Source organism: Sulfitobacter sp. 1A12157 (assembly GCF_043557345.1).
In the GTDB taxonomy this organism is placed as follows: domain Bacteria; phylum Pseudomonadota; class Alphaproteobacteria; order Rhodobacterales; family Rhodobacteraceae; genus Sulfitobacter.
In genome coordinates this window covers 15,358-36,933 of record NZ_JBIFFV010000009.1, presented here as the reverse complement: position 1 = coordinate 36,933, position 21,576 = coordinate 15,358, and the positions used below count along the sequence as shown (strand labels likewise).

Genomic DNA, 21,576 nt, shown 5'->3' with positions numbered 1-21,576 from the left:
AGCTAAGGCGCGCAAGAAAGGCCCACGCTTATGTCAAAGACCAAGATCGCCGTTGTCGGTATCGGCTACGTCGGGCTTTCGAACGCGGTGCTTTTGGCGCAGCATAACGACGTGACGGCGGTCGATTTGAACGCCGAACGGGTGGCGCAGGTGAATGCCCGCCGCGCCCCGATCGTCGATCCTGAGATCGAGCAATATCTCGCGGACAAGCCCCTCACCCTCCGGGCCACGACCGACGCCGAGGCGGCATATCGCGAGGCCGAATACGTGCTTATCGCCACGCCAACCAACTATGACCCCCGCACCAATGTCTTCGATACCTCCAGTGTCGAGGCGGTGGTGCGGGATGTCTTGGCGGTCACGAAAACGGCCACCATCGTTATCAAATCCACCGTCCCGGTGGGCTATACCGCGGGCCTCTGCGCCGCGTTGAACAGCGACCAAGTGATCTTCAGCCCGGAATTCCTGCGCGAGGGCCGCGCGCTCTACGACAACCTGCACCCCTCACGCATCGTCGTCGGCGAAGACAGCCCGCGTGCCCGGCGCTTCGCGCAACTGCTGGCGGAGGGGGCAATCGACGACGACATTCCCATGCTCTTTACAGGCCCGTCCGAGGCAGAGGCGGTCAAGCTCTTCGCTAATACCTTCCTCGCCATGCGTGTGGCCTATTTCAACGAATTGGACAGCTACGCGCTGACCAATGGGTTGGACACGCGGCAGATCATCGACGGCGTCTGCCTCGACCCGCGCATTGGTGGGCACTACAACAACCCGTCCTTCGGATATGGTGGCTATTGTTTGCCTAAGGATTCCAAACAGTTACTGGCCAACTACTCCGACGTGCCGCAAAACCTGATTAACGCCGTGGTCGAGGCGAACCGCACCCGCAAGGATTTCGTCTCTGAGCAGATCCTGGCGCTTGGCCCTCAGCGGGTGGGCATCTACCGGCTGGTGATGAAGGCCGGGTCGGACAACTTCCGCCAAAGCTCGGTCCAAGGGATCATGAAACGGCTCAAGGCCAAGGGCATCGAGGTGATCGTTTATGAGCCAGTGTTGCAAGAGGAACGCTTCTTCGGCTCCGAGGTCACCCGCGATCTGGAGGCGTTCAAGGCGCGCGCGGATGTGATCGTGGCCAACCGGAATCACCCCGATCTGGCGGATGTCCCCGACAAAGTCTTCACCCGCGATCTGTTCGGCGCGGATTGATGCCGCAGCGGCCCCCCAAACTCTCAAAGGCAAAACGCGCAATACGATCGACAGCAAGAACTGGTGGACCCTGCCAAGGAGGCCGCGAAGCCCCATCTGCGATGTCGCGGGGGTGCGCGTGGGCAGTCACGACCTGCGCGCAGAGGGGCTTTGCACCGGGGTGACGGCAGTTCTGCCGCCTTTCGCGACCGGATGGCAGAGGTCTACCGCGGTTAAGCCGCGCTCACCGGGTTCATGGGGGAGAGGTCGAGCCCCCCGACCTGCGCCAGATGCGCCAGCAGCGCGTCGATCCCTTCGCTGGACCTTAACGCACAGAAGACCGTCGGCAGGTCCGGGCGCATCCGCGCGCTATCGCGCTGCATGACCTCGAGCGAGGCGCCGACATGGGGGGCGAGGTCGGTCTTGTTGATGACCAGAATGTCGGATTTGGTGATCGCCGGGCCGCCCTTGCGGGGGATCTCCTCGCCCGCCGCCACGTCGATCACATAGAGCGTTACATCCGCCAATTCGGGGCTGAAGGTAGCCGACAGGTTGTCGCCGCCGCTTTCGATCAAGACCACTTCCACATCCGGATGCCGCGCCACCATCTCCGCCACGGCGGCAAGGTTGATCGAGGCATCCTCGCGAATTGCCGTATGCGGGCAGCCGCCGGTCTCGACCCCAATGATCCGGTCTTGCGGCAGCACCTGCATGCGCATCAGCGCCTCGGCGTCCTCTTGGGTGTAGATGTCATTGGTGATCACGCCGATCGACAGCCGATCCCGCAGCGCGCGGCTGAGCGCGGCGGTCAGAGTGGTCTTGCCCGCGCCCACCGGGCCGCCGATGCCGACGCGCAAGGGGCCATTGTTGCGTTTCATGTGCGGAAAATCCTTGAATATTGGGTTTCGTGTTTCATCGCGGCGATGTCGCTGAGAAAGGCGGTGGAGGAGAGATCGCCGAGCGTGCCTGCCTCTGCCGCCGCGGCGACCTCAAGACAGAGCGGCGTGAGGTCGCGGATGACGATCTGCCCCTCGGTCTGCCCCAAGGGGATCAGGCGCATGCCCGCGGTGGCGAGGCTGGCGGTAAAGGCGTGCAAGAACATTTCAAGCGTTTGGCGCAGCGGCAACCCTTGCAGCCGCGCGGCACGCCCGACGGCCACGGGATAGCAAAGCGGCGGCATCTCCTGTTGCCAGATCGCGGCGCTGGCGCGGGCAAAGGCTTCGCCCTGTAGCACGGTCTCTTTCAATCGCTCGGCAGAGGCGGCAAAGGCGCGGGCCTGCGCGTCGATCTCCGATGGGTCATTCGCGCGATAAGCCGCCGCAAGAAACAGCGCATCCGCCTGTCCCGCCCCGTGCCGCAACACGCCGCTCAGCCAGTCGGCCAGGCTGTCTTGCCCCGTCACATCCCCGGTCTGCACCGCCCATTCCAACCCATGGCTATAGGCAAAGGCCCCCACCGGGTAGGAGGGCGACAGCATCTGCACCAAGGTCAGAAGCGCGTCGGCCTGTAGGGTGTCAGCCATGCGCATGGTCATGCGGGTGATCGTGGTTGTGAACAGCGTGATGAACATTGCCGTGGTCATGGCCATGGGTGCGCCCATGGCCATAGGCGCCGCCCTCGGGGCGGAAGGGGGCGGTGATCTCTCGCGTGGTGGCACCGATCTGGCCGAGCATCTTGGCGATCACATGGTCGCGCTGAATCACCAGCCGGTCGGCGTCGATCTGGCAGGGGGTATGGCGGTTGCCGATATGCCAGGCGATGCGGGGCAGGTCTGGGCCGGTCACCTCCAGCAGGTCTTCGTCGGCGGCCACAACTTCGACCAAACGCCCGTCCGCCAGAACGAAAGCATCGCCATGGTCGAGCGAGGTGGTCTGCGCCAGATCGACCAGAAACGCCAGCCCGCCTGCGGTGGTCAGCACCTTGCGGCGCAGAAAGCGCCCGTCATAGCTCAGCTCGACCCGGTCACTGGCATCGGACCACGCTTCGGCGCGGCGCATCTCTTGGCAAAGGATTGGGGTCATCTCGGTCTCTTCAAAACAGGAAATAGCGCTGCGCCATGGGCAGCACGGAGGCGGGTTCACAGGTGAGCAATTCACCATCCGCGCGCACCTCATAGGTCTCGGGGTTGACCTCGACCTCGGGCAGCGCGTCGTTCAACTTCAGATCGCGCTTGCCGATCTCGCGGGTGTTGCGCACCGCAAGCGTCTGTTTGGCAAGGCCGAGGCTGCCGCCCACCCCCGCGGCCTCTGCCGCCTTGCTGACAAAGACCACGGCGGAGTTTTCCACCGCCCGGCCATAGGCGCCGAACATGGGCCGCGAATAGACCGGCTGCGGCGTGGGGATCGAAGCATTGGGGTCGCCCATCTGCGCACAAACGATGCTGCCCCCGAGCAGGACCATCTCGGGCTTCACCCCGAAAAAAGCGGGGTTCCAGAGCACCAGATCGGCGCGCTTGCCCTCTTCGATGCTGCCGATATGGGTTGAGATTCCATGCGCGATGGCGGGGTTGATGGTGTATTTCGCGATGTAGCGGCGGACGCGGAAATTGTCGTTCTCGCCCGTTTCTTCGGGCAGCCGTCCGCGCTGCTTTTTCATCTTGTCAGCGGTCTGCCATGTGCGGATCAAGACCTCTCCGACCCGGCCCATGGCCTGGCTGTCGGAGGCGATAATCGAGAACGCCCCCATGTCATGCAGGATGTCTTCGGCGGCGATGGTCTCGCGCCGGATGCGGCTTTCGGCAAAGGCCACATCCTCGGGGATCGACTTATCAAGGTGGTGGCAAACCATGAGCATATCCAGATGCTCTTCCAACGTGTTGACCGTGAAGGGCCGTGTGGGGTTGGTGGAGGAGGGCAGCACATGCTCTTCGCCGCAAATCTTGATGATATCCGGCGCATGGCCCCCGCCCGCGCCTTCGGTGTGGAAGGCATGGATCGTGCGGCCTTTCATGGCCTTTACGGTATGTTCGACAAAGCCGCTTTCGTTCAGCGTGTCGGTGTGGATCATCACCTGCACATCCATCGCATCGGCCACGCCAAGGCAGCAGTCAATCGCGGCAGGGGTGGTGCCCCAATCCTCATGCAGTTTCAGCGCGCAGGCGCCTGCGTTTATCTGCTCTTCCAGCGCGGCGGGTCGCGAGGCATTGCCTTTCCCCGCGAAGGCAAGGTTCATCGGAAAGGCATCGGCGGCTTGCATCATGCGCCCGATATGCCAGCCGCCCGGCGTGCAGGTGGTGGCCAAAGTACCATGCGCAGGCCCAGTGCCGCCGCCGAGCATGGTGGTCAGCCCCGAATGCAACGCGTCTTCTATCTGTTGCGGGCAGATGAAATGGATATGGCTGTCAAAGCCCCCGGCGGTGAGGATGCGCCCCTCGCCCGCGATCACCTCGGTCCCCGGCCCGATGATGATATCGACCCCCGGCTGCGTATCGGGGTTGCCTGCCTTGCCGATTTTGGCGATGCGCCCGTCTTTCAGCCCGACATCGGCCTTGTAGATGCCGGTATGGTCAACGATCAGCGCATTGGTGATGACCGTGTCCACGGCTCCGCCTGCGCGGGTGACCTGCGACTGGCCCATGCCGTCGCGGATCACCTTGCCGCCGCCGAATTTAACCTCTTCGCCATAGGCTCGGCCCTCGCCGGTGGTCAGGTCACGTTCGACTTCGATGATAAGGTCCGTATCGGCCAGCCGCACGCGGTCGCCCACCGTGGGGCCGAACATGGCGGCGTAGTCACCGCGTTTGATCTGTGCAGGCATCAGAGGTCTCCCATCACCGCGCTGTTAAAGCCAAAGACCCGCCGCGCCCCGCCGATCGGGATGAGCGCGACCTCGCGCCGCTGGCCGGGCTCGAAACGCACCGCAGTCCCCGCCGCGATGTCGAGGCGCAGACCCCGCGCGGCGGCGCGGTCGAACTCAAGCGCGGGGTTGCTCTCGGCGAAATGGTAATGGCTGCCGACCTGCACCGGGCGGTCGCCGGTGTTGGCGACCATCAGGGTGATCGCCGTGCTGCCCGCATTGAGGGTCAACAGGCCCTCCGCCGGAATGATCTCTCCCGGGATCATGCTTTGGCGGACTTCGAGCGCCGCAGGATGAGGATCACCCCCGAGAGCGCAAAGGCCGCGGCGGCGATCAGGTAGACGGCGAGCGATCCGTCCCCCTCTCCGCCGTGGCTGTGGGGGAGCGGCGCGCTATGGGCGAAGGCCGCCATGGCAAGCGACATAAGCGGCAGGGCAAGAAGGGGGACGAAACGCGGCATGGGATATCCTATCTGATGGGGTTGTGCACGGTGACCAATTTGGTCCCGTCGGGGAAAGTGGCTTCGACCTGCACCTCGGGGATCATCTCGGCCACCCCTTCCATACAGTCGTCGCGGGTGATGACATGGGCACCCGCCTGCATCATATCGGCCACGCTGCGGCCATCCCGCGCGCCTTCGACCACGGTGTCGGTGATCAGGGCGATGGCCTCGGGGTGGTTCAGCTTGACCCCCCGCGCAAGGCGCTTGCGGGCGACCTCGGCAGCCATGGAGATCAGCAGTTTGTCTTTTTCTCGCGGAGTCAGTTGCACGTCAGGTCATCCATGATCGGGGAAGGGTGTCACCGCTTAACGCGCCCAAGATCGGGACGAGCGATTGGCGAAGATCGAAACTATCTGCGGCGAGAATTCGGGCGACCAGCAGGTCCGGGCCGAACAGACTGGCCCCGGCGCTGGCGGGCAGTTGGCCACGCAGGCGGGCCAGCCGCGCTTCGGCATCGGGGGCCACATAGATCAACGTGGCAAGGGCACCTGCGCCCGCCGCGATATGAGGGGCCGCCAGATGCGCGGTGACATCGCCGCTGAGCGTCATCGCGTCGTGAAAAAGCGGCTGGCCCGCGCGGTTAACCTCGATCCGGTCGCGGAAATAGGCAGGACGAAGGGTTTCGCCCATAGCGGCGCGGCCAAAGACAAGCGGTTCCACCAGCAGGAGGGAGGCGTCTTGCGCCAGATCGACCGTCAGATGCCGCCGCAGGGCGCATCCGTCGTAGAGAATGGTCTCTTGCGGGAGCCAATGCAGCGCAGCGCCTGCCTCGACGATGAGGGTGTTGCGCAGCGCCGCCACTTGCCCCGGTTGCGCGCGATAGGCGCGCTCGGCGGCCTGCGTGGTGAGGCTGAGCGCCGCTTGCGCCTCGGCGCGGGCGCTCAGGGCAAAAGTATCGCCACCCGTGATGCCGCCTGCGATATTGATGACGATGGCCTGCAACAGCGCGGGATCGGGGCGGGGGAAGAGCAGTTTCATCGCGCCCGACTGGCGCAATTCGCCGATTGTCGACCCGCCCCGCGCAGCCTTGGCCGAGACCATCGCAGCGCCGATGGCGCGCGGTTGCACCGGGGTCGCTTGGGGGCTGTTTATGCTGCTGTCGATGAGAATGAGGAACGCTCCGCCCGGTAAAGTCTGATGATTTTTTAATCACCATAGAGATGGGGGAGAGTCATCGCCGAGGCGGTTCAGAGCCGCCTGCGCGGCGGGTTTGCTTGAAAAATGGGCGACAAATCGCGGTGCTGTCTGAAACTTGGGCATTCCGCGCATGGGGCGGCGGCCCCGGGGAGGGAGGGCCGCCGCTGTCGTCAAATCCCGATCACGGGCGCAGCATGACCTTGCCGCCACGGCCCGTGGTCAGCGCGGATTTCATCGCTTCGGTCACCTCGGCCAGCGGGTAGATGCCGCCGGTGTCGAGGGGCAGTTGGCCCTTCGCGGCCAGTTGCACCAATTCGCCAATCAGGCGGCCCCGCGTCTCAGCCGCCATCTCGCCGCTCACGCGCGAGCCCCAGAAGCCTTTGACGGTGATGTGCTTCATGATCAATTCGCCCGAAGACATGGAGAGCGGCTGGCCCGTCGCCGTGCCGAAGACGATCAACTCACCGTCCTTGCCCAGCAGTTCGACCAGTTGGCCGCCCAACTCGCCACCGACGGAATCGATGGCCGAAACCGCACCGTCTTTGCCGATCAACTCACGCGCTTTGCTCTGCCAATCCGCATCTTCGGTGGACAGGACATGTTCCGCACCGGTTTCGCGCATCTCTTCGGCGGCGCCCTCGCGGCGGACGAGGTTCAGCAATTTGACACCGCGCGCCTTGGCCAGACCGACCATGATTTTGCCGACCGCGCCATTGGCGGCGGTTTGGATCAGCCAATCGCCTTCGCCGACCTTGAGGGTCTCCAACAAGGACAGGGCGCTGAAGGGCATGGCGATCAACTGCGCGCCCGCTTCGTCCGAGATTGCCTCGGGCAGGGGCAGCAGGCCCGCGGCGGGGGCGGTGAAATATTCGGCCCATGCGCCGTGGAAGCCAGCGGCGGTGACGCGTTTGCCGATCAGCGCCTCATCAACGCCTTCGCCCACGGCCTCGACGATGCCAAGCGCTTCGGAGCCGCCGATGGCGCCGGGCAGGTCGGGCTTGTAGCCATAGTTGCCGCGCACGGTCCAAAGGTCGTGGTTGTGGATGGGCGAAAGCACCATGCGCAGCAGCACTTCGCCTGCGGCGGGCGCGGGCTTGTCGGTTTCGCGGGTGGTCAGAACCTCGGCGGGCTCGCCGAATGTGTCGTGGATGGCAGCGAACATGCTGTTTCCTTTCAGGTTGGGAATTGGCCCCCGGTGGGGGAGAGTTGGGCAGAGGTTTCAGCGCGCGCCATGCGCAGGGGCGCATCGCTGCGCGCCAGTTTGGCCAGCACCGCAGCGCCGAGCCATTTGGCATAGAGCATGCGGGCTGTGGTCTCGGGGTCTTCGAGCGCACGAACGGTCCCATCCTCTGCGCCTTGGCGCAGCAATTGGGCAATCCGGGCGACTAAGGCATCGACACCCTGATCGAGCGTTTCGCGCATCGTCTCCGACAGGTCGGCGACTTCGGATCCGAGTTTCACCACCAAACAGGCGCTGGCGATCCCCGGGGCGCTGGATTGGCTGAGCCATGCATCCCAGAAACTGTCGAGCTTAGCGCCCGCCGTTCCCGAAGCCGCGATCAGCGCATCGACGCGATCGAGATAGGCCTCGACGTAATCGGCCAACATCGCGGTGCCAAAAGCCTCTTTTGACGCGAAATAATAGTAGAAAGAGCCCTTGGGCACGCCGCTTTCGCTTAGAATGGCGACAGGCCAACGCCAGAGAACCCATGCCGCAGCACGAGGCTGCGCCCGCTGTCCAAAATGCGTTGCCGCGTCTGGTCTGATTTCTTTGCCTCTGTCATATCGGGGCATTTAAGAAATAATAGACCGGTCGTCTAGCGCGCTCGCGCGAATGTGAGGCGGGCGGATTCAAGAGTGCATCATTCTGGAAAACGACGAAAAAACCTATTCTTGCGTAATCATATATATTAGTTTCCACACAACGGCCCGGAGGGCGATGACAGGAATGGAATGGTAAGATGTATCAAAAGATTGCTCTGATCACGGGGGCCGGAAGCGGAGTGGGCCTTGCTTGTGCGCAGCGTTTGGCGAAGGACGGTTTCACTCTCGTTCTCACCGGGCGGCGGCAGGATAAGATTGACGCGGCCTGCGCGACGCTTGATGGGCAGGGGCATATCGCCGTGGCTGCCGATGTTGGGATCGAGGCGGAGGTCGGCGCGCTTTTCGAGCGGGTGGAGACGACCTTTGGCCGGCTGGATCTGCTGTTCAACAATGCCGGGCGCAATGGCCCGGCGGTTGAGGTGGACGGCTTAAGCGGGGCGGAGTGGAACGACATCGTCGCGACCAATCTGACCGGGTCATTCCTCTGCGCCCGTGCGGCTTTCGCCCTGATGAAACGGCAGAGCCCAAGGGGCGGGCGGATCATCAACAACGGCTCGATCAGCGCCCATGTGCCGCGCCCCCTGTCGGTGCCTTATACGGCGACGAAACATGCGATCACCGGGTTGACTCGCGCGCTGTCGCTCGACGGGCGGGCGCATGACATTGCCTGCGGGCAGATCGACATCGGCAATGCGGCCAGCGAGATGACCGAGCGGATGGCAGATGGCATCCTGCAGCCCAACGGCAGCCGCATGTCCGAGCCGCGCATGGATGTGAACGACGTGGCCGAAACGCTGTCATATATGGCGAAGCTGTCACTCGACTCCAACGCCATGTTCGTCACCGTGATGGCAACCAAAATGCCCTTCGCGGGGCGCGGTTAAGCGGTCAAAGCACCTTGCCCGGGTTCATCAACTGGCCCGGGTCGAGGGTGGCCTTGATCTGCGCCATCAACTCCAGCGCGACCGGGTCTTTATACCGGCGCAGCTCGGCGCGTTTGAAAGTGCCGATGCCATGTTCCGCCGAGAAAGAGCCGCCCATCTGGTGCACGATATCATGCACGATCCGGTTGAAAGCTCCGTATTCGGCAAGGAACGCCGCATCCGCCATATCCACCGGGCGCGACAGGTTGAAATGCAGGTTCCCGTCGCCGAAATGGCCAAAGGGGCAGGGCCGCAGGCCGGGCATGTGGTCCATACAGGCTTGGGTTGCCTCGCGGATGAAATCCGCCACGCGCGACACCGGGACCGAAACGTCATGTTTGATCGACGCGCCTTCGGGTTTCTGCGCCTCTGACAGGTTCTCGCGCAGCGCCCAAAGCGCGTCTTTCTGCGCCTCCGACGCGCCGATCACGGCGTCGATGATCTCCTCCGCCTCGAAAGCCGCTTCCAATGCGTTTTCCAGCCGGGCGTCGAGGTCTGTCTGCGCGCCATTGCCGGTGAGTTCGATCAGGCAATAGGCGGGATGCGTCTCGGCCATCGGATCGCTACAGCCGGGCGCGTGGTCCATCACCATCTGCAGGCCTAGCCGGTCGATATACTCGAATGTCGAAAGCGTGTCGGCGGTCTGGCCGCGCATCCGCGCATAAAGCGCGAGCGCCGGGTCGGGGCCGGTGCAGGCCACCAGCGCGGTGGCACGGGCGGTGGGTTTGGGAAAGAGTTTGATCACCGCCGCCGTGATGATGCCAAGCGTGCCTTCGGCGCCGATAAAGAGGTGTTTGAGGTCAAAACCGGTGTTGTTTTTCCGCAGGCCGTTCAGGTCATTCAGCACCCGGCCATCGGGCAGCACCGCTTCGATCCCCAGCACGAGGTCGCGGGTATTGCCATAGCGCAGCACCGCCGTGCCGCCTGCGTTGGTCGAAAGATTGCCGCCGATCTGGCAGGAGCCTTCGGAGGCAAGCGAGAGCGGGAAAAGCGCGTCGACCTCATCCGCCGCCGCTTGGATATTGGCAAGGATGCAGCCTGCTTCAACCGTCATCGTGGCATTGGTCGGATCGACCGCGCGGATACGGTTCAGCCGGTCGGTCGTGAGGATGATGCCGCCGTCGGGCACACCGCCCCCCGCAAGGCCGGTGTTGCCGCCCTGCGGCGTGACCGGCACCTCAGCGGCATGGCACAGACCCATGCAGGCGGCGACCTCTTCGGTCGAGCCGGGGCGGACCAGCGCCAGCGCCGTGCCGCGCCGGAGCCCGCGGTCTTCGATCAGCCGCGCGTCGAAATCCTTGGCGTCGGTCACCACATGGGCAGGGCCGATGGCACCGCGCAGCGCATCAAGCAAAGCGGCCTGGTCTTGCGCCTTCGTATCATCTGCGCGGGGTGGCGCGGTCAGGGTCGTCATCTGGGTTATCCTTCAGCGCTGGTCGGCGTCGACTTTTTTCTGGGCCGCGGCGCGCAGCTTGCTGATCGTGGTGCGGGTCGAGATCTGCTCGGGGTCGGTCACCAGTTCGATCAGCGCGGGACGTCCACTCTCTCGGGCGCGGGTGAAGGCGGCGGCGAAATCCTCGGTCTTGGTCACCCGTTCGGCATGGGCGCCCAGACCTTCGGCCATCTTCACAAAGTCTTGGTTCTGCAGGGTGGTGCCCGAGATGCGTTCGGGGTGGTCGCGTTCCTGATGCATGCGAATGGTGCCGTAGATGCCGTTGTTGAACAGCAGCACGATGGGCCGCCCGCCATATTGCGCGGCGGTGGCAAGTTCATTGCCGCTCATCATAAAGCCGCCATCGCCGACGAAGGACAGCGTCAGCCGTTCAGGGTCTGCGATCGAGGCTGCGACAGCGGCGGGCACCGAATAGCCCATCGCACCACAGGTGGAGCCGACGATCCGGCCCGGGCGGCCAAAGCGCAGGAATCGCTGCGCCCAGCCGGTGTGGTTGCCCGCGTCGAGCGTGATCACCACGTCGTCGGGCAGCTCATCGCGCAGTTGCGCAAGGGCCACCCCCATGTCGAGATCCCAGTCGCCGCCATTGGGCGCTTCGGTATCGGTGAGGTAATCGGCGTGCAGCTTGTCGCACCAATTGCCCCACGCCTCTGCCCGGCCCAGATCGACACCGTCCAAGGCGGCGGCCACAGCGACGGGCGCCGCCGCGATGCCCAGGTCCGGCGAATAGACGCGGCCGATCTCATCCGCCTCGGGGTAGAGATGCACCAGACGGGTGTCAGGGTTGGGCGATTGCATGGTGGTGTAGGTCTTTGTCGTCATCTCCCCCAATCGTGCGCCGATCACCACAAGCAGATCCGCCTCGCGTTGATGCGCATAAAGGCTGGGCGCGGTGGAAGTGCCGAAATCGCCTGCATAGACCGGAGAGAGGTTGTTCACGATGTCCTGCCGCCGGAAAGAGGTGGTGACAGGGATCTTGTTGGCCTCGGCAAAGCGGGTGATGGCCGCCGCACTCTCATCCGACCAGCCCGAGCCGCCGAGCAGCAGCAAGGGCCGTTCGGCCTGCGCGATCTCGGTCTTGAGCATATCGAGGTTATCGGGCGACAGCCCCGCATGGGTGGCCGTATAGGGCCGGGCATCGGCCACGGAAACCACCTCGGTCAGCATGTCTTCGGGCAGGGAGATCACCACCGGGCCGGGTCGGCCCGAGGTCGCCACGCGGAAGGCGCGGGCCATATATTCCGGCACCCGCGCCGGGTCGTCGATCTGGGTGGCCCATTTGGCGATGGGGCCGAACATGGCGCGGTAGTCGACTTCCTGAAAGGCTTCGCGGTCGGTGGTGTCGCGGGCGATCTGGCCCACGAGCAGGATCATCGGCGTGCTGTCTTGCTGCGCGATATGCACGCCGATGGCCGCGTGGCAGGCCCCGGGGCCGCGGGTAACCATGCAGATGCCGGGGGTGCCGGTCAGCTTGCCATAGGTTTCGGCCATATTGGCGGCCCCGGCTTCGTGCCGCGCGTTGATCAGGGTGAAACGGTCCTGCACGTCATGCAGCGCATCCAGCACCTCAAGGTAGCTTTCGCCGGGCACGCAATAGGCGGTGTCGGCGCCGTGGATCAGCAGCTGATCCACAAGGACCTGTCCGCCGGTCCGCGCCCTGAGGGATGTTTTTTGCAGCATGGAGAAGGCTCCGTTTCGTTCTGAGATTTAAGTATGTGTGGCCGCTTGGCTTTTCGGGCCGGGGTTCCTGACCTTCTGGAAAGCCAGGATAACGCCCGCGATGACCAGCCCCGAGGCGGTGAACCGCAGATCGGGATAGATCAGCAAAAGCGAGGCCCCGAACAGCACCACCGACAGCACGTTGGACAGTCTGCCGAAGTAGTAGCGTTGCAGGGCGGCGGCCAGCAGGATGACGCCAATGGTGGCCTGCAACAGGACCAAGGTGATCTGCGTGGCCGAGCCCTGCATCAGGATCGCCGGTTCATAGACGAACATGAAGGGCACGATAAAGCCGGTGGCACCGAGTTTCACCGCAGCCCAGCTCGCCTCGACGATCTTGGCGTGTGACAGGGTGTTGGCCGCATAGACCGCCATGGCCACGGGGGGGGTGATGGCCGACAGGATCGCGAAGTAGAACACGAAGAGATGCGCCGCTTCGACCTGCACGCCAAGTTTCACCAGTGCCGGCACCAGCAGGGCGACCTGCACGATATAGGCCGGTGTGGTCGGCATCCCCATGCCAAGGATGATGCCCGCGATCATCGACAGGAAGAGCGCGATGACCAGCGTGTCTTGGGCCGCTTCGATCACGAAGTTCGAGAAAGTCAGGCCAAGGCCGGTAATGTCGATCACGCCGACGACGATGCCCGCACAGGCACAGGCCGCGGCAATCGCCAGCACGTTCCGCGCGCCCCCTTCTAGTGCTTCGAGGATGTTGTCGACGGTGACGTAGTGCCGTGTCGTCTTGCGCAGCGCCGCGACGGGCACGACCGAGACGATACCGCAAAGCGCCGCATAGGGGGCCGAATAGCCCAGCATCAGCACGCCCACGATGATCGCCAGCGGCAGGAACAGGTGGCCCCGCTCGACAAGGACGGTTTTCAGCGGCACTTGATCCTCTTTCGGGACCGACCCGATGCCCTTGCGCTTGGCCTCGAAATGGACCGCGGCGAAAAGGGCCACATAGAACAGGATCGCGGGCGCCAGCGCGTATTTCGCGACCGTGAGATATCCCACGCCGAGGTATTCGGCCATGACAAAGGCCGCAGCCCCCATGACGGGCGGCATGATCTGCCCGCCGGTCGAGGCCACGGCTTCGACCGCGCCGGAGAAGGCGGGTTTGAACCCCATGCGTTTCATCAGCGGGATGGAAAAGGTGCCGGTCGTCATCACATTGGCCACGGCAGAGCCGGACACCGACCCGAAGAGGCCCGAGGTCACACAGGCCACTTTGGCCGGGCCGCCGACCTGACGCCCGGTAAGGGCGACCGCGAAATCCATGAAGAGCTGGCCCACGCCCATCCGCTCGACCAAAGAACCGAAGAGGATGAAAAGCACCATATAGGTCGCCGAAACCGCAATCGGGATGCCGAAGATGCCTTCGGGCGTCATGAACAACTGCTCAAGAATCACCGACGGCAGGGTCGAGGTGAAGGCGAGGCCGTAGCCGAGGAACAAGAGTGCCGTGATCGGCAGCATCGGCCCCAGCATCCGGCGTGTGGCTTCCAATAGCAGAACCACAAGCGTGATCCCCACCACGATGTCCATCGGCATTAGCGGATCGACGTAGAGGAAGCGCTGCGTGATGTAATTAAGGTTGAACGAAGGATAAAGCGCCGCCCCCGAAGCGATCAGCCCCAGCACCACGTCATACCAGCGCGGCACATCGTTGCGCAGCCCCTTGCAGTTGATGGTCAGGAAGATCAGCAAAAGCGCCAAAGCGACGTGCACGCCGCGCATGATATAGGGGTTGGGCGGGCCGACGAAGGCGACATAGAGATGCCAGGCAGCCATGCCGATCAGGATCAGCCTTGCTATGCGGGTAATCAGGGGCATCTTGTCCAGAAAGATCGACAGTTGCATGGGGGTTCTCGCGTCTAGAGTGGAAGGCGGCCCTTGTGCGGTGGCGCATGCGATGCGCGGGCGGCAGGGCCTATGGGGATGTGGGTCGGGCGGAGCGCTTGGCCCCGGCCGACCCGTTTCTCGTCAGGGCGGAATTACATCCCCGAGACACCACGCTCTGCGTAGAACTCTTTCGCGGCGGGGTGGAAGGGCACGCCGATGTCGGTGGCCATTTCCTCGACCGTCAGGTTCGCCATGGATTTGCTGATCGCGGCAAAGCTGTCGTTGTTGTCAGCAATGGCGGCGAGCACTGACTTGACGATCTCACCGTCATAGTCGCAGGGCGCGACCATATGGGTGTCGTAGCTGATCGCATGCACGGTCTCATCGAAACCGGGGTAGGCGCCTGCCTTGACTTCGCGGCGCTGGAAGGCGGCGTTCTTGTCCTTGAAGTACTTGAAGGTCTCTTCATCCACGTCGACCAGGCGGATCTTGCGCGAAGAGGCCAGATCCATCACCGAACCCGTGGGCAGCGACGACCCCAGCGTGAAGAAATCGGCCTGACCGTCTTTCATCTGCGAGGCGGAGTCGGAATAGGACGTGTTGGCGACGCTGTCGAGGTCATCGAAGGTCATGTCGGCGGTCGACAAAAGCTCACGCGTCAGGAATTCGCCTGTGTTGCCAAGCTGTTGCGTGGTCAGGCGTTTGCCCTTCATGTCGGCGATTGTCTTAATGCCCGAATCCTCAAGCGCGACGATCTGGAAATACTGCGGATACAGAATGCCAAGGTTACAGACATTGGTCGTCGCCTTGCGGAACGGCTCTTTGCCCGACAGGCTGTCCACGGTCGAGATCGAGTTGGCGAAGGCGATGCCAAAGCGGCCCGCGTCCACGCCAACCACATTCGACACGCCCGCACCCGGGGTGACGGTGATGTCCATATCGGGGTTCTCACGCTCCACAATCGCCTTGATCGCGCCGCCCACAGGATACCACGACCCGCCCTGCTGGCCGGTCGCCATGACAAAGCTCTGCGCATGGGCGGCGGCGCCTGCGACGGCAAAAAGGATGGTGGCCGCTGTGGTGCGGCGGATCGATTTGAAGAACGGTGACATAGAAACTCCTCCCGAGTTTTAACTGTGTGTCGGCAGCTACTGGATGGGTTCCGGGCTCCCCCCTGACATCCTCTTGCCGTGATCCGCAGACTGCGGGGGAATCTCTAGCCTGTCAATTAAAAATACAAATTTATGGGGATTTCCTCTTACTTGTAATGTTGTATTCTGGTTGTAATGCTGAGACCGGCCCTACCTTCTGATTATTGACAGCTTGTCATACAGGTGGTCCAATCGGCGAAAGGAAGTTGTTATCATGGCTGCAAATCTTCAGGCGACCGCGCCCCTTGTCGATGGTGCCACGCTGAGCGATCAGGTGACCGAGGTGCTGCGCCACAACGTGGTGAACGGTGTCTGGAACGTGGGCGATGTACTGCCCTCCGAAACCACATTGGCCAGCGATTTCGACGTGAGCCGCACGGTGATCCGCGAGGCGGTGTCGCGCCTCAAGGCCGAAGGCATGTTGTCGAGCCGTCAGGGCCGGGGGGCTTTTGTCGCCAGCGACCGGCCCCGTCAGGGCTTTGCTATCCCTGAGCGTGATATGGAAAGCCAGCGCAAGCTCGAACAGATCCTGGAGCTGCGCATGGGGCTTGAGATCGAAGCCGCCGCCATCGCCGCCGCCCGTGCCACCCCCGAGGCCCGCGCAGAGATTAAGCGTGCCGCCGCTGCCTATGATCAAAGCAACAAGATCGGCGGCCCGGCGGTCGCGGCGGGGGTTGCTGCCGACCTCGGCTTTCACCGCGCGGTGTGCGAGGCGACGGGCAACAGCTATTACCTCAGCCTGTTCAACTATCTTGTCGCCAGCCTGCGCGAGACGATGCTGGCCGGGCGGCTGCAGGCGCTGAAACGCGGCGGCGAAAGCCGCGATGCGATACAGGAGCATTACGACATCGCCGCCTCTATCGCCGAAGGGGACGCAGAGCGCGCCCGCCAACGGATGCGCGACCACCTCCAGATGTCGAGCGGGCGGCTCTTGGCACAGCTAAAGACCGAGAACGGGCTGGCGGAGTGACCGTTCCTGCCGCCCTCCATGCCGCCCTCGCGCGGCCCACCTCACTGACCATCGCGCTCAGCGGGGGGATCGACAGCCTGACGCTCTCGGCCGCCGCGTCCAAGGTGCGCGGGGCGGCGGGCGTGACGCTCTGCCATGCGGTCTCACCCGCCGTTCCCGCGGCAGCCACCGCGCGGGTGAAGGATTTCGCCACCACTTGGGGCCTGGCGCTGAAGCTGGTCGACGCGGGGGAGTTCGCCGATCCCGCCTATCGCGCCAACCCGGTCAACCGCTGCTATTTCTGCAAGTCGAACCTCTATGGCACCTTGGCGGGCATGGGGCCGCTGGTCGCGGCGGGCACCAATACCGATGACCTGACGGACTATCGGCCCGGGCTGCAAGCGGCGGCGGAACATGGCGTGTTGCACCCTTTCGTCGAGGCGCAGATGTCCAAAGCAGATGTGCGCACCTTGGCCCGCGCGCTCGGGCTGGGGGACCTGGCGGAACTGCCCGCCGCCCCCTGTTTGGCCAGCCGGATCGAGACCGGTCTGCGGGTGGAGCCTGCGGACCTGGCGGTGATCGACCGGGTGGAGAGCCTGCTGCGGGAGGTCTTGGGCAATATCACCCTGCGCTGCCGACGCCTGCGCGGGGGCTGGGTGGTGGAGCTTGATCCGCTTGTCTATGAAGACCTCTCCGCCCAGAAACGTGCAGCGATATTGGCGCAGGTTCGGCGGGCCACGGATGACGGGCGCGCGGTCAATCTGCGCGCCTACTCAAGAGGAAGTGCATTTGTCCACCACTAAGACCGGCCCTGACGGGCATCCAGACGTGACCTTTGACCGGGGCCGCGGGGGGCGTATCGGCATCGAAGAGGCCGTGCTTTGCGAGCATAAGTCGGTGGCGCAGATCGCCGCGATCATCGGCGATGCGGCGGCAGAGGGGCGCAGGCTGTTGCTGACCCGGCTGACGGCAGAGCAGTTCGCTGCGCTGCCCGCCGATCTTGCGCAACGGGTTAATTACTGCACCGCCTCGCGCACCGCCATTCTGGGAGAGATCGGGCCTTTGGCCAGCACCCCGCGCATCGCGCTCGTCAGTGCGGGCACCTCTGATTACGCCCCCATGGCCGAGGCGCGGCGCACGCTGGCCTATGGCGGGATGGAAGCGACCGAGGTTTCGGACGTGGGCGTCGCCGGGCTGTGGCGGCTGCTCGCGCGGGAAGAGTTGCTGCGCGAGATGGATGTGGTGATCGTCTTTGCCGGGATGGACGCGGCGTTACCTTCCGTCGTGGCCGGGCTGGTGCCGGGGGTGGTCATTGGTGTGCCAACCTCCGTCGGCTATGGTGTGGCCCGCGGCGGGAGGGTCGCGCTCGATTCGATACTCGCCAGCTGCGCGCCGGGGGTGACGGTGGTGAACATCGACAACGGCTATGGGGCTGCAACATCGGCGTTGCGGCTGGCCAACATGATGCGCCGCGCCGCGGCGGGAGGGTAGCCGGTGACAGCACCGAAGTTAAAGATCAAGAAACGCCAGACTTTGGCCGACCAGCTTTACGGGCAGGTTCTTGAGCAAATCGTGTCCAACAAGCTGGTGCAGGGAGAAAAGCTGCCTTCGGAAAACCAGATCGCCACCGCCTTTGGCGTGTCGCGCCCCGTGGTGCGTGAGGCGCTGCGCAAGCTGCAAGAGGATGGTCTCGTTGAGGCGCGGCGCGGCGTGGGCACTTTCGTGCGGCGCCGGCCTTCGGAAAAGCTGATCGAATATGCCACGGCGGGATCCGTCGCCGGGCTGATGCGCGCGATGGAGGCGCGGATCACGATCGAAAAGGCCACCGCCCACATGGCCGCGCAGCGCGCCAGCCCCAAGGATATCGCCCGGATTGAGGCAGCCTTGCAGACGCTGGAGGCATCCATGCAGGCGCGCGACCCGTCCTTTGACGCCGATTACCAGTTCCACCGCGCCATCGCGGCGGCGTCAGGCAATGAGGTTTTCGTGCAGATGCTCGACTGTGCGCGGGAGTCGATCGAGCAGGGGATCGACGTGGCGCAAAAACTGACGCGCCAAGGCTCCCAAGCGCGGATCGACGTGGTGATCAGCGAACACCGCCAAATCCTCGAAGCGATCCGCGCGGGCGACAGCGAAGTCGCGGGCGTGTCGATGGCCTATCACCTTTTGCAGGCGCGGGCCCGGATCACCGACCACGCCGGTATCGCATGACCCAAGCAAGCAGAAAGACCACCCCATGATCTACGACCACCGGACCTATTGTTGCCGCCCCGGCACGATCAAGAAACACCTCGCGCTCTATGCCGAATTCGGCTTCCCGGCGCAGCGCCGCATTCTGGGCGAGCCGGTGATCTATGCGCAGGTCGAAACGGGCGACGTGAATTCCTTCGTGCATATCTGGGCCTATAAGGACGCCGCCGACCGTGCCGCCCGTCGGGCGCAGATGGCAGCGGACCCTGAGTGGCAGGCCTATCTCAAGAAAAGCGCCGAGGCTGGGTATTTGGTGAGCCAGACCAACAAGATCCTGATGCCCGTGCCGCTTGAGGGTTGAGCAGCGCCCCGGCCTGAGGGGTCAGGCCGGGGCGCTGCCTTCAGGTCACGAGGCAGGCCTCGTCGATGCCGCGCCCTTCGTGGAAGGCGCGGATGTTGCCCGCCCAATGGCTGACCATGCGCTTGAGGTTGTCCTCGCTATGGCCGCCGATATGGGGCAGGGGCAGGACGTTATCGAGGCGTAGAAGGGGGTTGTCCGACTCTACTGGTTCTTGGGTAAAGACATCCAATGCCGCCCCGGCGATGCGTTTGTGGGTCAGCGTGTCGATCAGGGCCGCCTCGTCGATCAGCCCGCCGCGCCCGGTGTTGACCAAAAGGGCATCCGATTTCATCCGCGCCAGTTCCTCCGCGCCGATGGTGTGGTGTGACGCATCGGTCAGCGGCATGTGCAGGCTGACGATATCGCAGGTCTCAAGGATCTCATCGCGTTCGGCATAGCGTGCGCTGGTGCCTTCAGCTTCCCCCGAGCGGCGGTAGTAGAGCACCTCGCAGTCAAAGCCCGTCAGCCGTTTCGCGACAAGCTGCCCGATGGCACCAAAGCCGATCAGCCCGACCTTCTGACTGCTGAGATCCCGCGCCCCGGGGACGATCTCGGGCACGATCCATTTGCCCGCGCGGGTGTTGTTGTAGTGCAGCGGGATGCGGCGCAGCGCCGCGATCATCATGCCGATGGTCAGATCGGCGATGGTAGGCGCGTTGACCCCGGGGCTGCGCGCGACCGGAACACCCATCTCGCGCGCGACATCCAAGGGGATCTTATCGTACCCCGTGCCCCATTGATGGACGAGGCGCACGCTATCGGCCCCCCGCAAGACCTCAGCCGGAAGCCCCCGCCCGCGGGGGACGATATAGGCCGCCCCCTTCACCGCTTTGGCAAAGTCCGCTTCCGAGAAGGAGGCCGCAAAGCGCAGGTCGAGCCCTTCAGCATAGCCGCGCACCTTGTCTTGCATGTCCTGTGGCATCGCGTCGAGCACGGCGACGGGGCCGATCAATGCGCAGCTCATGCCGAGGCTCCGCGCAGGTCTTCGGGCAATAGCGCCTCGGGCAGGTTCTGGTAGGACACGGGCCGCAGGAAGCGGCGGATCGCCATGGTGCCGACGGAGGTCGCGCCAAAGTTGGTGGATGCCGGGTAGGGGCCGCCATGCACCATGGCGTCACAAACCTCGACCCCGGTGGGGAAACCGTTCACAAGTACCCGGCCCGCTTTCCGCTCAAGGATCGGCATCAGCGCCTTGGCGGCGTCGGTGTCGCCCTCGTCCATCTGGAGTGTCGCGGTCAATTGCCCCTCGAACCCCTTGGCAAGCTCTTGCATCTCATCGCCCGAGGACACCCGCAGCACCAGACCCAAGGGGCCGAAAACCTCTTCCCCAAGGGCGTGGTCTTGCAGGTAGGTATCGGCGTCGGTTTCAAACAGGTTCGGCTGGGCGACCCGGCCTTCGCTGTCATTGCTGACCAGCGCGCGGACGGCGTTGCGCCCGGTGAAACGTTCCTTGCCGTCACGGTAGGCTTGGGCGATGCCATCGGTCAGCATGACCTGCGGGCCGACCTGCTCAAGCGCCTCTTTCGCGGCGGCGACGAATGCGTCGCCTTCGGCCCCCTTGGCCACGATTGCGATGCCGGGGTTGGTGCAGAACTGCCCCGCGCCCATGGTCAGCGACCCGGCCCAGCCCGCGCCAATCTCAGCGCCGCGGTTGCGGGCAGCCTCGGCCAGAACGAACATCGGGTTCACCGACCCCAACTCGCCAAAGAAGGGGATTGGTTCGGGGCGTTGGGCGCAAAGATCAAAGAGCGCGCGCCCCCCGCCGAGCGATCCGGTAAAGCCCACGGCCTTAATGAGCGGGTGCTGCACCAGCGTCTGGCCCACCTCGCGGCTGTTGGCGTGGATCAGAGAGAAGACGCCGGGGTGGATGTCGCATTTCTGGATCGCCGCGTGGATCGCTTCGGCGACGATCTCACCCGTGCCGGGGTGGGCGGAGTGGCCCTTGACCACGACCGGGCAGCCCGCCGCCAGCGCCGCGGCGGTGTCGCCGCCCGCGGTGGAGAAGGCCAGCGGGAAGTTCGACGCGCCAAAGACCGCGACCGGCCCGATGGGGCGCTGGATCATGCGGATATCGGGGCGCGGCATCGGCTGGCGCTCGGGCAGGGCGCCGTCAACGCGGCGGTCCAGATGCGCGCCTTCGCGGATATGATCGGCAAAGAGGCGCAACTGCCCGGTTGTCCGCCCCCGCTCGCCCTGAAGGCGGGCTTCGGGCAGGCCGGATTCGCGGGTGCCGATCTCGGTGATGGTCTCGGCCCGGGCCTCCATCTCATCCGCGATGGTGTCGAGGAAGGCGGCGCGGGTCTCGCGGCTGGCATAGGCGTAGGACCAAAAGGCCTCCGCCGCCGCCCGGCAGGCGCGGTCCACATGCGCCGGGGTGCCGCTTTGGAATTGGTCGCTGTCGCCGGTGGCGGGGGAATTGGCGAAGGTCTCTCCGCCGCCGACCCATTCGCCGGCGATCAGATGTTTGCCGTGGGGGTGAAATCTCTTGCTGTCCGCGGTCATG

At 64.4% G+C, this 21,576-nt stretch carries 23 protein-coding genes and 1 pseudogene; 8 read left to right on the top strand and 16 right to left on the bottom strand.

What is annotated here, in order from left to right; genetic code table 11:
* Positions 1–30: 30 nt before the first annotated feature.
* Complete coding sequence (locus tag ACGYLC_RS14845; protein ID WP_394423573.1) at positions 31–1,206, top strand: nucleotide sugar dehydrogenase; 1,176 nt, start codon at positions 31–33, stop codon at positions 1,204–1,206.
* Positions 1,160–1,393: pseudogene (locus ACGYLC_RS14840) on the top strand (P1 family peptidase); the annotation flags it as partial. The gene ACGYLC_RS14845 and the pseudogene ACGYLC_RS14840, both read left to right, overlap by 47 nt.
* Before the next feature lie 25 nt (positions 1,394–1,418).
* Here the strand turns inward: ACGYLC_RS14840 and ureG are convergent.
* The 10 genes from ureG to ACGYLC_RS14790 all read right to left on the bottom strand — a co-directional run bounded on the left by ureG (position 1,419) and on the right by ACGYLC_RS14790 (position 8,284).
* Entirely contained in the window at positions 1,419–2,063 is a 645-nt protein-coding gene (ureG, locus tag ACGYLC_RS14835; protein WP_394423571.1) for an urease accessory protein UreG, read from the bottom strand.
* Entirely contained in the window at positions 2,060–2,707 is a 648-nt protein-coding gene (locus ACGYLC_RS14830) for an urease accessory protein UreF (protein ID WP_394423738.1), read from the bottom strand. Before ACGYLC_RS14830 ends, ureG begins: the two co-directional genes overlap by 4 nt.
* Positions 2,700–3,206: an urease accessory protein UreE gene (ureE, locus tag ACGYLC_RS14825; RefSeq protein ID WP_394423570.1), complete on the bottom strand. Its 507-nt coding sequence runs from the start codon at positions 3,204–3,206 to the stop codon at positions 2,700–2,702. Before ureE ends, ACGYLC_RS14830 begins: the two co-directional genes overlap by 8 nt.
* Positions 3,207–3,216: 10 nt before the next feature.
* On the bottom strand, positions 3,217–4,941 hold the full coding sequence (ureC, locus tag ACGYLC_RS14820) for an urease subunit alpha (protein ID WP_394423568.1): 1,725 nt from the start codon (positions 4,939–4,941) through the stop codon (positions 3,217–3,219).
* Positions 4,941–5,246, bottom strand: a complete 306-nt coding sequence (locus ACGYLC_RS14815; protein ID WP_394423566.1) for an urease subunit beta — start codon at positions 5,244–5,246, stop codon at positions 4,941–4,943. The genes ureC and ACGYLC_RS14815 overlap by 1 nt, the downstream gene beginning before the upstream one ends.
* Positions 5,243–5,440 (bottom strand): hypothetical protein, encoded by a 198-nt coding sequence (locus tag ACGYLC_RS14810; RefSeq protein ID WP_394423564.1) that lies wholly within the window; start codon positions 5,438–5,440, stop codon positions 5,243–5,245. Before ACGYLC_RS14810 ends, ACGYLC_RS14815 begins: the two co-directional genes overlap by 4 nt.
* Before the next feature lie 8 nt (positions 5,441–5,448).
* Positions 5,449–5,751 carry an urease subunit gamma gene (locus tag ACGYLC_RS14805; RefSeq protein ID WP_067263701.1) on the bottom strand — a complete coding sequence of 101 codons (303 nt, stop codon included), beginning with the start codon at positions 5,749–5,751 and terminating at the stop codon, positions 5,449–5,451.
* A 1-nt stretch (position 5,752) separates the two neighbouring features.
* Positions 5,753–6,550, bottom strand: coding sequence for an urease accessory protein UreD (locus tag ACGYLC_RS14800; protein WP_394423563.1), 798 nt, complete (start codon positions 6,548–6,550; stop codon positions 5,753–5,755).
* A 250-nt stretch (positions 6,551–6,800) separates the two neighbouring features.
* Entirely contained in the window at positions 6,801–7,781 is a 981-nt protein-coding gene (locus ACGYLC_RS14795) for a zinc-binding dehydrogenase (RefSeq protein WP_394423561.1), read from the bottom strand.
* A gap of 11 nt (positions 7,782–7,792) precedes the next feature.
* On the bottom strand, positions 7,793–8,284 hold the full coding sequence (locus ACGYLC_RS14790) for a TetR family transcriptional regulator C-terminal domain-containing protein (RefSeq protein WP_394423559.1): 492 nt from the start codon (positions 8,282–8,284) through the stop codon (positions 7,793–7,795).
* A 296-nt stretch (positions 8,285–8,580) separates the two neighbouring features.
* Here ACGYLC_RS14790 and ACGYLC_RS14785 point away from each other — a divergent pair, with 296 nt between their 5' ends.
* Positions 8,581–9,327 carry an SDR family oxidoreductase gene (locus ACGYLC_RS14785; RefSeq protein ID WP_394423558.1) on the top strand — a complete coding sequence of 249 codons (747 nt, stop codon included), beginning with the start codon at positions 8,581–8,583 and terminating at the stop codon, positions 9,325–9,327.
* Positions 9,328–9,331: 4 nt separating this feature from the next.
* On the opposite strand, the gene ACGYLC_RS14780 is transcribed toward ACGYLC_RS14785, so the two are convergent.
* The 4 genes from ACGYLC_RS14780 to ACGYLC_RS14765 all read right to left on the bottom strand — a co-directional run bounded on the left by ACGYLC_RS14780 (position 9,332) and on the right by ACGYLC_RS14765 (position 15,495).
* The gene (locus ACGYLC_RS14780) at positions 9,332–10,780 is read right to left on the bottom strand and encodes an FAD-binding oxidoreductase (RefSeq protein WP_394423556.1); all 1,449 of its coding nucleotides are present in this window, start codon (positions 10,778–10,780) and stop codon (positions 9,332–9,334) included.
* Positions 10,781–10,792: 12 nt separating this feature from the next.
* Positions 10,793–12,499, bottom strand: coding sequence for a thiamine pyrophosphate-binding protein (locus tag ACGYLC_RS14775; RefSeq protein ID WP_394423555.1), 1,707 nt, complete (start codon positions 12,497–12,499; stop codon positions 10,793–10,795).
* Positions 12,500–12,526: 27 nt separating this feature from the next.
* Positions 12,527–14,401 (bottom strand): TRAP transporter permease, encoded by a 1,875-nt coding sequence (locus ACGYLC_RS14770; protein WP_394423553.1) that lies wholly within the window; start codon positions 14,399–14,401, stop codon positions 12,527–12,529.
* A gap of 134 nt (positions 14,402–14,535) precedes the next feature.
* Positions 14,536–15,495 carry a TAXI family TRAP transporter solute-binding subunit gene (locus ACGYLC_RS14765; protein WP_394401253.1) on the bottom strand — a complete coding sequence of 320 codons (960 nt, stop codon included), beginning with the start codon at positions 15,493–15,495 and terminating at the stop codon, positions 14,536–14,538.
* A 253-nt stretch (positions 15,496–15,748) separates the two neighbouring features.
* Here ACGYLC_RS14765 and ACGYLC_RS14760 point away from each other — a divergent pair, with 253 nt between their 5' ends.
* Genes ACGYLC_RS14760 through ACGYLC_RS14740 form a run of 5 tightly spaced genes read left to right on the top strand, consistent with a single transcriptional unit; the run spans position 15,749 to position 19,034 of the window.
* On the top strand, positions 15,749–16,504 hold the full coding sequence (locus ACGYLC_RS14760) for a FadR/GntR family transcriptional regulator (protein ID WP_394423551.1): 756 nt from the start codon (positions 15,749–15,751) through the stop codon (positions 16,502–16,504).
* The gene (locus ACGYLC_RS14755) at positions 16,501–17,286 is read left to right on the top strand and encodes an adenine nucleotide alpha hydrolase (RefSeq protein WP_394423550.1); all 786 of its coding nucleotides are present in this window, start codon (positions 16,501–16,503) and stop codon (positions 17,284–17,286) included. The genes ACGYLC_RS14760 and ACGYLC_RS14755 overlap by 4 nt, the downstream gene beginning before the upstream one ends.
* A complete protein-coding gene (larB, locus tag ACGYLC_RS14750; RefSeq protein WP_394423548.1) occupies positions 17,273–17,974 on the top strand; it encodes a nickel pincer cofactor biosynthesis protein LarB in 702 nt (233 codons plus the stop codon). Before ACGYLC_RS14755 ends, larB begins: the two co-directional genes overlap by 14 nt.
* Positions 17,975–17,977: 3 nt before the next feature.
* On the top strand, positions 17,978–18,694 hold the full coding sequence (locus ACGYLC_RS14745) for a FadR/GntR family transcriptional regulator (protein ID WP_394401263.1): 717 nt from the start codon (positions 17,978–17,980) through the stop codon (positions 18,692–18,694).
* A gap of 25 nt (positions 18,695–18,719) precedes the next feature.
* Complete coding sequence (locus ACGYLC_RS14740; RefSeq protein WP_271690331.1) at positions 18,720–19,034, top strand: NIPSNAP family protein; 315 nt, start codon at positions 18,720–18,722, stop codon at positions 19,032–19,034.
* 40 nt (positions 19,035–19,074) lie between these two features.
* On the opposite strand, the gene ACGYLC_RS14735 is transcribed toward ACGYLC_RS14740, so the two are convergent.
* Positions 19,075–20,037, bottom strand: coding sequence for a 2-hydroxyacid dehydrogenase (locus ACGYLC_RS14735; protein WP_394423547.1), 963 nt, complete (start codon positions 20,035–20,037; stop codon positions 19,075–19,077).
* Entirely contained in the window at positions 20,034–21,575 is a 1,542-nt protein-coding gene (locus ACGYLC_RS14730; protein WP_394423546.1) for an aldehyde dehydrogenase (NADP(+)), read from the bottom strand. Before ACGYLC_RS14730 ends, ACGYLC_RS14735 begins: the two co-directional genes overlap by 4 nt.
* Between the last annotated feature and the right edge of the window lies 1 nt (position 21,576).